Origin of the sequence: Collinsella aerofaciens, assembly GCF_015554145.1 — a bacterium.
In the GTDB taxonomy this organism is placed as follows: Bacteria; Actinomycetota; Coriobacteriia; order Coriobacteriales; family Coriobacteriaceae; genus Collinsella; species Collinsella aerofaciens_AA.
On record NZ_JADNHZ010000039.1, the window covers coordinates 1 to 7,326 of the forward strand.

General features: G+C 63.9%; 5 protein-coding genes and 1 pseudogene. 4 read left to right on the forward strand and 2 right to left on the reverse strand.

Annotated elements, in window-relative coordinates:
- Nucleotides 1-78 precede the first annotated feature (78 nt).
- The 4 genes from I2E13_RS10690 to I2E13_RS10705 all read left to right on the forward strand — a co-directional run bounded on the left by I2E13_RS10690 (nt 79) and on the right by I2E13_RS10705 (nt 5,822).
- On the forward strand, nt 79-864 hold the full coding sequence (locus tag I2E13_RS10690; RefSeq protein WP_195405097.1) for an IS110 family RNA-guided transposase: 786 nt from the start codon (nt 79-81) through the stop codon (nt 862-864).
- Between the two features lie 213 nt (nt 865-1,077).
- Nucleotides 1,078-3,651: a transcription termination factor Rho gene (gene rho / locus I2E13_RS10695; RefSeq protein ID WP_271817578.1), complete on the forward strand. Its 2,574-nt coding sequence runs from the start codon at nt 1,078-1,080 to the stop codon at nt 3,649-3,651.
- Between the two features lie 313 nt (nt 3,652-3,964).
- Nucleotides 3,965-5,365 (forward strand): hypothetical protein, encoded by a 1,401-nt coding sequence (locus I2E13_RS10700; RefSeq protein ID WP_195405098.1) that lies wholly within the window; start codon nt 3,965-3,967, stop codon nt 5,363-5,365.
- A 7-nt stretch (nt 5,366-5,372) separates the two neighbouring features.
- Nucleotides 5,373-5,822: a VanZ family protein gene (locus I2E13_RS10705; RefSeq protein WP_117772973.1), complete on the forward strand. Its 450-nt coding sequence runs from the start codon at nt 5,373-5,375 to the stop codon at nt 5,820-5,822.
- A gap of 114 nt (nt 5,823-5,936) precedes the next feature.
- On the opposite strand, the gene I2E13_RS10710 is transcribed toward I2E13_RS10705, so the two are convergent.
- Both I2E13_RS10710 and I2E13_RS10715 read right to left on the reverse strand, forming a co-directional pair.
- Nucleotides 5,937-6,824: an ROK family protein gene (locus I2E13_RS10710; protein WP_195405099.1), complete on the reverse strand. Its 888-nt coding sequence runs from the start codon at nt 6,822-6,824 to the stop codon at nt 5,937-5,939.
- Between the two features lie 164 nt (nt 6,825-6,988).
- Nucleotides 6,989-7,249: pseudogene (locus I2E13_RS10715) on the reverse strand (IS3 family transposase); the annotation flags it as partial.
- Between the last annotated feature and the right edge of the window lie 77 nt (nt 7,250-7,326).

Here is a 7,326-nt window from a genome sequence, read left to right on the forward strand (position 1 = left end):
GAATCCGGCGCATCCGCGTTGGCGCGATTGGCGAAAATACGTTGGTGAAAATGGTGAAAAATATATTGACGCTAACACGTGCCGGACTCCCTGTCGGGGGTCCCGGGCCGCGGCGAGGCCCTCGAGGCCGCCCGCGCCCTCTCCTCCCAGCGCGACCACGTCGTCGCCTGCGCGACCAGGGACAAGAACCGCCTGCGCGCGGTGCTGCTCGAGTCCTGCCCGGCCCTCGAGGCCGCGGTCGACCTGTCGGACCGGCGGTGGCTGGAGCTGCTCGCCGGGTTCGGCGGGGCGTGGGGGATCGCCCGCTCCGGGGCCGGGGGCCCGCGGGCCGAGGCCGCCGGGGAGGCCGCGGCCGCCTCCACCGCGCCCCCGCCGGCGCTCGTCGAGGCCGAGAACAGGCAGGTCAGGTTCCTGGCCGCCCGGATATCGGAGGCCCTCGACGAGGCCGGGGCCCTCGAGGCCGAGACGGCGGCGCTGCTCGAGGGCGACGAGACCTACGCGTGCCTGCTCACCGTGCCCGGCATCGGCCCGAGGACCGCGGCGCAGCTCGCGGTGTCGGTCGACATCGGGAGGTTCCCGGACCACGACCACCTGGCCTCGTACTGCGGCATAGCCCCGAGGGTGAGGAGCTCCGGAACGTCGGTGAGGTCGGCCAGGGCGTCCAGGCGCGGCGACGCGAGGCTCAAGTCCCTGCTGATCTTCTCGTGCAACAGCCTGGTGAGGTCCTCGGGGCGCTACGGCGAGTACTACCGGGCCTGCAGGGCGCGGGGCATGGGGCACGGGCGGGCGCTCAAGGCCGTCGCGAGGAAGCGGCTCAGGGCGATATACGCCGTGATGCGCGACCGGGTGCCCTACCGGGAGTAGCCCCGACGGTTGACAAAACTATAGGAACACCCAATGACTAAGTTGCAGGTGGCGGCGGTTGTGTTACACTAACGCTGCGTAGTTGACGCAATCATCTCGATACAGATCAATGATGTCCGTCGTTTTGAACGGAACTAGACTGTTTAGCCGCCCTGAAGGTTTATGCAGGGAGCATGTGATCACAGGGCTTGAAAAGAAAGTTGAGCAAACACTGTGTCTGATCAACAGCAAGAAAACGAAATAACGACGACGCAGGCCGCTCCCGCTGCACCGGTTGCGTCGGACCAGGTCGCGGCGCCCGCGCAAGCCTCGGCTCCTGAGACGCCCAAGGCTGCTTCGACGCCTACGCCTGCAGCGGCTGAGAAGGCCGTGTCTGCAACTGGTGAGGAGGCTGCTCCGGCAAAGCCCAAGCGCACGCGCCGCGCGGCCAAGCCTGCCGCTGACGGCGAGGAGGTCGCCAAGCCCAAGCGCCGCACCACGCGCACGACTCGCGCCAAGCGCACCGTTGCGGCTGACTCCTCGGCGCCGATTTCCGATGAGGTCGCGCAGGCACGTGCGTTGGCGCAGATTAGCGAGGCTCAGGTGGTGCGCGCCCGCCGTCGTGCTGCCGAGCGCGAGGCCGCGGCTCTGACCGAGCTCGCAGCTCCGTCTGTGCCCGAGACGCCTGCCGCCACCGAGACTCCTGTCGCCGACCAGCCGACCGAGAAGCCGGTACCGCGCACACGCCGTCGCACGGCTGCTAAGGCCGAGCAGGTTGCGGAACAGGTAGTCCCCGAGCCCACTGAGACTTCGGTCCGTTCCGCGGCAGGGGAGGGTGCATCGTCTGTTGAGCCCGCTGCGCCTGTCGAGGCCAGCGAAGTTCCCGTTGTCGATCCGGCTTTGCGCCCGCACCGTCGCGGTCGCAAGCCTAAGGCCTTTGTCGAGGCCGAGAAGGCCGCAGCCGCAGCCGCCGCCGCTCGGGATGCTGCGGCGACCGCCAAGTCCTCAACTGCTGCCGATGAACCCGTCCAGGATGCTACGACTTCCGAGGCCGTTTCTGCCGATGCCGAGCCCGCCGACGTCCGTCCCGGTCGCAGGCGTCGCACTGCTGCTAAGCGCACGTCCAAGGCTAAGGCTGCCAAGAAGGGCGCGTCCGAGGATTCCACCGAGACGACCGCCGATGTATCGACTGATGCCGCCGAGCCCCAGGACGTCGAACAGCCTGCATCCGAGAAGCCCAAGCGCGGTCGTAAGAAGTCCGTTAAGGCCAAGGCCGCCGAGCAGCATGCTGATGTCGAAGCGCAGGTTGATTCTGGCGCCGAGGCCAATGACGCCGCTGCGGCCAATGTTGACACCACCGCAACCGATGGTGCCGCCCCCGCCGAGAGCGAAGACGGCGCTCGCCCCAACCGTCGCCAGCACAAGCGCAACGAGGAGCGCAACGAGCGCAAGGACGAGCGCAACAACGACCGTCGCAACCGCCAGCGCGATCGCAAGCAACGCAACAAGGAGCGTAATGCCGCTCCCACCGAGCCTACGCTTTCGCGCGAGGAGCTCGCTGCCATGAAGGTTGCCGAACTTCGCGAGAAGGCCAAGGAGTTCGAGATCGAGACGACCGGCAAGAAGAAGGCCGAGCTCGTCGAGGAAATCTACGTCACCGCTGCGAAGGCCGAGGGCTTCCGCGACATCAAGGGCATTCTGCAGATTCGCCCGGACAGCTCCGGCATCATCCACGCCCATGGCTACATGAAGTCCAACGACGACGCCTTCGTGCCCGCCTACCTCATCCGCTCCGCGCGCCTGCGCACGGGCGACGTCATCGAGGGCTCGCTGCGTCCTTCGCGCGGCGGCGACAAGCGCGCCGGCCTCGCCAAAATCACGACCGTCAACGGTCTGGACCCCGAGCAGATTCGCAACCGTCCCAAGTTCGGCGACCTCACCCCGGTCTATCCCAACGAGCCGCTGCGCATGGAGCACGGCAAGGACTCTATTACCGGTCGCGCCATCGACATCGTGTCACCGATCGGCAAGGGCCAGCGCGGCCTGATCGTGTCCCCGCCCAAGGCCGGCAAGACCACGATCCTCAAGAAGATCTGCCAGTCTATCTCGATTAACAACCCCGAGGTGCACCTCATCTGCCTGCTCGTCGACGAGCGCCCCGAAGAGGTCACCGATATGCAGCGTTCCATCAAGGGTGAGGTTGTGGCGTCGACCTTCGATATGCCTGCCGACAACCACACCCGCGTGGCAGAGCTCGTCATCGAGCGCGCCAAGCGCATCGTAGAGCTGGGTGGCGACGTCGTGGTGGTGCTCGACTCCATCACGCGCCTCGCCCGCGCCTACAACTTGGCGGCGCCTGCCTCGGGCCGCATCCTTTCGGGCGGCGTCGATTCGGCGGCACTGTATCCGCCCAAGCGCTTCCTGGGTGCAGCCCGCAATATCGAGAACGGCGGCTCGCTCACCATCCTGGCCTCTGCCCTCATCGACACCGGTTCCAAGATGGACGAGGTCATTTTCGAGGAGTTCAAGGGCACCGGCAACATGGAGCTTAAGCTCGACCGCGACCTGGCCGACCGCCGCATCTTCCCGGCTATCGACCCCGTTGCCTCCGGTACGCGTAACGAGGACCTGTTGGTCGACGAGCAGATGCGTCCGTTTGTCTTTGGTCTGCGTCGCATTCTTGCCGGCATGAACAATACCGAGCGTGCGGCGGCGTCGTTTATCAAGGGTCTGAAGGGCACCAACACCAACCAGGAGTTCCTGGTGCGTTCGGCCAAAAAACACAGCGACTACGAGCAGACGTTCTAGGTTGTCATCCACGCGCTGCGATAGTCATCAATGCGATAAAGGGTCGGGGCTTTGAGCCTCGGCCCCTTTCCATTGCGCCGCTCCGCGCTTATTTTTGACCGTAAGACCGACGAGCAGCAGGTTTCCCGTTTCAATCCGACATCGTCGCTTGCAATCGGCAGGGTGGTTTCGCATAATAGCTTTTAAGCTTCGCGACGGAAAACGCAGATGAAACGAACCATATACCGTTGCTTTGGGGCATAGCCCCGCTTCATCTTCTCTCGCGCAGCCAACTGAATGATGCGATTTGGGTGCTGGAAGATGGGGAGAGCTCATGGCTTCTTCTGATGCAACACAACGAGCAGTCCTTGCCGGACTTTCGTGCGGGATCGGTCTTGCCGCTCCCGTGGTTATGTATGCCGCGACGCTGCCGTTTTCGTCGGTGAACGAGACGGTCGTGGCGGGTGCGGTTCCCTTCGCCGTGGGCGCGGTGGCGGGCGTGGGTATCTATGCCGCCTCGCTGGGTATCTCCGAGTACCGTGTGCAGCGTGAAGAGCGTCTGTTCCAGCCCGATGCCATGGGCGGTGCCGCCAATCTCAATCAGCATCAAAGCGAGTTCAAGACCGCCTCGATTCCAGCTCAGCAGCAGGATGCGACTCCTTACGCTGCGACTTCTGCTTCTCAGGCTCAGTCGGAGCAGTCTACCTCGGCATTCCTTTCCGGCCTGACTGGTGCGTTCCAGCGCCGTCATGCCGATGATGGTGTCCCTACCATCGCTCGAGCCGCAGATGCCATGGACGAGGCCGAGGCTTGGTCCATGATCGACAGCATGCTCGACGACGATTCGCCGGTGAGCTGCGACCCTGCGCGCTCGCGCGACGTCTATCAAGTCGCCATCGACGAGCTCACCAACGGCGGGCAGACCGGCTCCTTCAATCGCGACGACATCGCCGCCGCGGCACGCGCCGTGTCTGGCTCCCAGGCCGCCCCTGCGGGCAGCACGGCGGCTTTTGTGGCACTCGTTGCCAACGCGGCAGCCAATAACGCCTGCAGCGCCACCTCGGCGGACGCGAACGCTTCTGCCGATAATTCGTACGTTGATGAAGCCATGACCGCGGACGAGGAGGCCGTTGCCGCCCGCCGTGCCGCCGAAAGCTCGCTTTGGGGCGCTCCTGCCCAGCAGCAGGCGGCTGAGGCTGCGCCGTACAACGCAAACCTCGCCAGCATGCCTATCATTTTCGGTGCCGCGGACATCGATCTCGATGACCTCGATGAGCCTGCAGCCATCACCGCATCGATTGATGCCCAAGATCGCATCGACACCGGCGACCTTCCGGATGCCTCGCTCGAGGTTGATGTCCCCATGGCCGATTACTCGGGCCACGAGGACATGTGGGCCGCTGCCACCGCGATTCTGGACGAGATCGACGAGCCTGCTCCTGTTGCAGCTCCCGCTCCCGTCGCTGCCCCTCAGCCTGCTGCACCCGCCTATGTCGGCCGTCACAGCGCTGTGTTCCCCGAGGATACCGCCCGTATCTCGCGCGAGGGCATCGAGCGAGCCGAGGCTATTGCCGCCGGCATTATGGAAAATCGTCGTCACGAGCGCGTCAATCAGATCCTCGAGGAAGAGATCGAGCGCCTGCAGTCCTCTACCGCCAAGCGTACGGGCCGTGCCTATCTGAGCGTTATCGAGGGCGGTACCGCCAGCTTCGCGCCGCTCCGCGCGGAGGCATAACTTCTGCATGGTTAAGATCAATCGAAAATGGGCGGTCGTGACCTGCCTGATGGCGCTCTTGATCTGGGGCAATTCGCTGGTTCCCGGCTCGGGGTCGGGTTCGCTGAGCCTAACGGTCATGGAAGCTATCCGCGGTTTCCTGCGCGGCGTGGGACTCCCATATGCATGGGTGACCAACTTTGTTGTTCGCAAGTGCGCGCATTTTACCGAGTATATGGTGCTCGGCATCTTGGCAACGCACGCCTTTGATTTTGAGGGCCGGCGCACCTTTGACGTGCTGCTGCCCACGGCGGTGTTCCTGCTGCTGATTCCCTCGATCGACGAGACGATTCAGCTCTTTGTGCCGGGACGCGCCGGCATGATCACCGATGTGATGATCGACTGCTGTGGTGCGGCAACGGGCGTTGTGCTCCGATATCTCTTACGGTCGCTGATGTGCGCCAAAAAGGCCGCCTAGGACGTATTGTTTGGTCCTAGGCGGCCTTTTTTATTTGAGAGCTTATATGAGGCGTGGTGGCGTCGTTCCGTAGGTCGGATTTGCCGGGCGCGCCACGTCCTGTGGGTGCGTCTGCTACTGAAGCGCCTGTGCGCCCAGGGCCAGGCAGCCCATAATGCCCTGCTTGCCCTCGAGGCTGTTGTTGACGATGTAGCTATCGATGTCGGCCATCTCGGGCGTGACGATGTAGCCGTTGAGCATCTCGGCGCACTTCTTGCGTGCGAGCGGCACGATGGGGGTGTGGTCGGCCACGCCGCCACCGATGACGATCTTCTGCGGTGCGTAGCACAGGATGTAGGTCATGAGCGCCTGCGCCAGATAGCCGGCGAGCAGGTCCATGGCCTCCGGGTCATCGGCCATCTCTCCGGCGCTCTTGCCACCCCAGCGCTTTTTAACGCCGGGGCCAGCGATGAGGCCCTCGAGGCAGTTGTCGTGGAAGGGGCAGCCGCTGTGCTCGCCAATGGTGTCGCGCGGGTCGCGCGTGACCAGGATGTGACCAGCCTCGGGGTGCATCATGCCGTGCACGAGCTGGCCGCCCGAAAGCACGCCGGCGCCCACGCCGGTGCCGATGGTCAGATACACCACGTCCGTGAGGCCTTGGGCGCAACCAAAGGTGACCTCGCCCAAGCAGGCGACGTTGACGTCGGTGTCGTAGCCGCAGGGAATATTGAGCTCGTTTTGGATGGTGCCCAGCAGGTCAAAGTAGCGCCATGCCGTTTTGGGCGTCTCCAGGATCTTGCCGTATTGGGGCGAGGCGGGGTTGACTGCGGTGGGGCCAAAGGCGCCGATGCCCAGCGCGGCGATGCCCTTGTTCGCAAACCATGCGTTGACGGCCTCGACGGTCTCCTGCGGGGTCGTGGTCGCGATCTGCTCGCACTCCAGGACCATACCGTCTGCATAGCCCGTGGCGCAGACCATCTTGGTGCCGCCGGCCTCGAGCGCTCCGATAAGCTGCTCTGCCATAGTATTCCTCTCTGGGACGAGTTGCTCCGTGACTAAAGTATAGCGCTCAAAAAAATAAATGAGGTCGCTATAAAAAGAAACCTCGTGGCCCAACGGGTTCACGAGGTTTCTTTAGTGCCTTTAGTTACTGACCGTGGGGGTGCGGACGATTTCTTGGACCGCGCCTAGGCGTATCCAAGCTTCCTGCGGTACTCCATCGGGCTCAGCCACCCGAGGGACTTCTTGATCCGCTCCTCACGATAGTACACGAGGTAGGCCTCGAGCCTTCCCATGAACTCCTCGGCCGTCACGCCCTCCCAGTCCCTGTAGTGGAAGAACTCGTTCTTGAGGCGCCCGAAGAAGCCCTCGCAGGCCGAGTTGTCCGGGCTGCAGCCCTTCGCGGACATGCTCCTGACCAGGCCGTTCTCCTCGCAGATCCCGATCCATGTTAGCGCTACTGTAAAAACAACCATTTTGACCAACGCTCAATAACCAATCATGCCAACGCAATCCCGCCATTTGC

Excerpts from the sequence above, each read along its gene's own strand:
- I2E13_RS10700 (WP_195405098.1), top strand. The coding sequence starts at position 3,965 with ATGGCTTCTTCTGATGCAACACAACGAGCAGTCCTTGCCGGACTTTCG.
- I2E13_RS10705 (WP_117772973.1), top strand. The coding sequence starts at position 5,373 with ATGGTTAAGATCAATCGAAAATGGGCGGTCGTGACCTGCCTGATGGCG.
- I2E13_RS10710 (WP_195405099.1), bottom strand. The coding sequence starts at position 6,824 with ATGGCAGAGCAGCTTATCGGAGCGCTCGAGGCCGGCGGCACCAAGATG.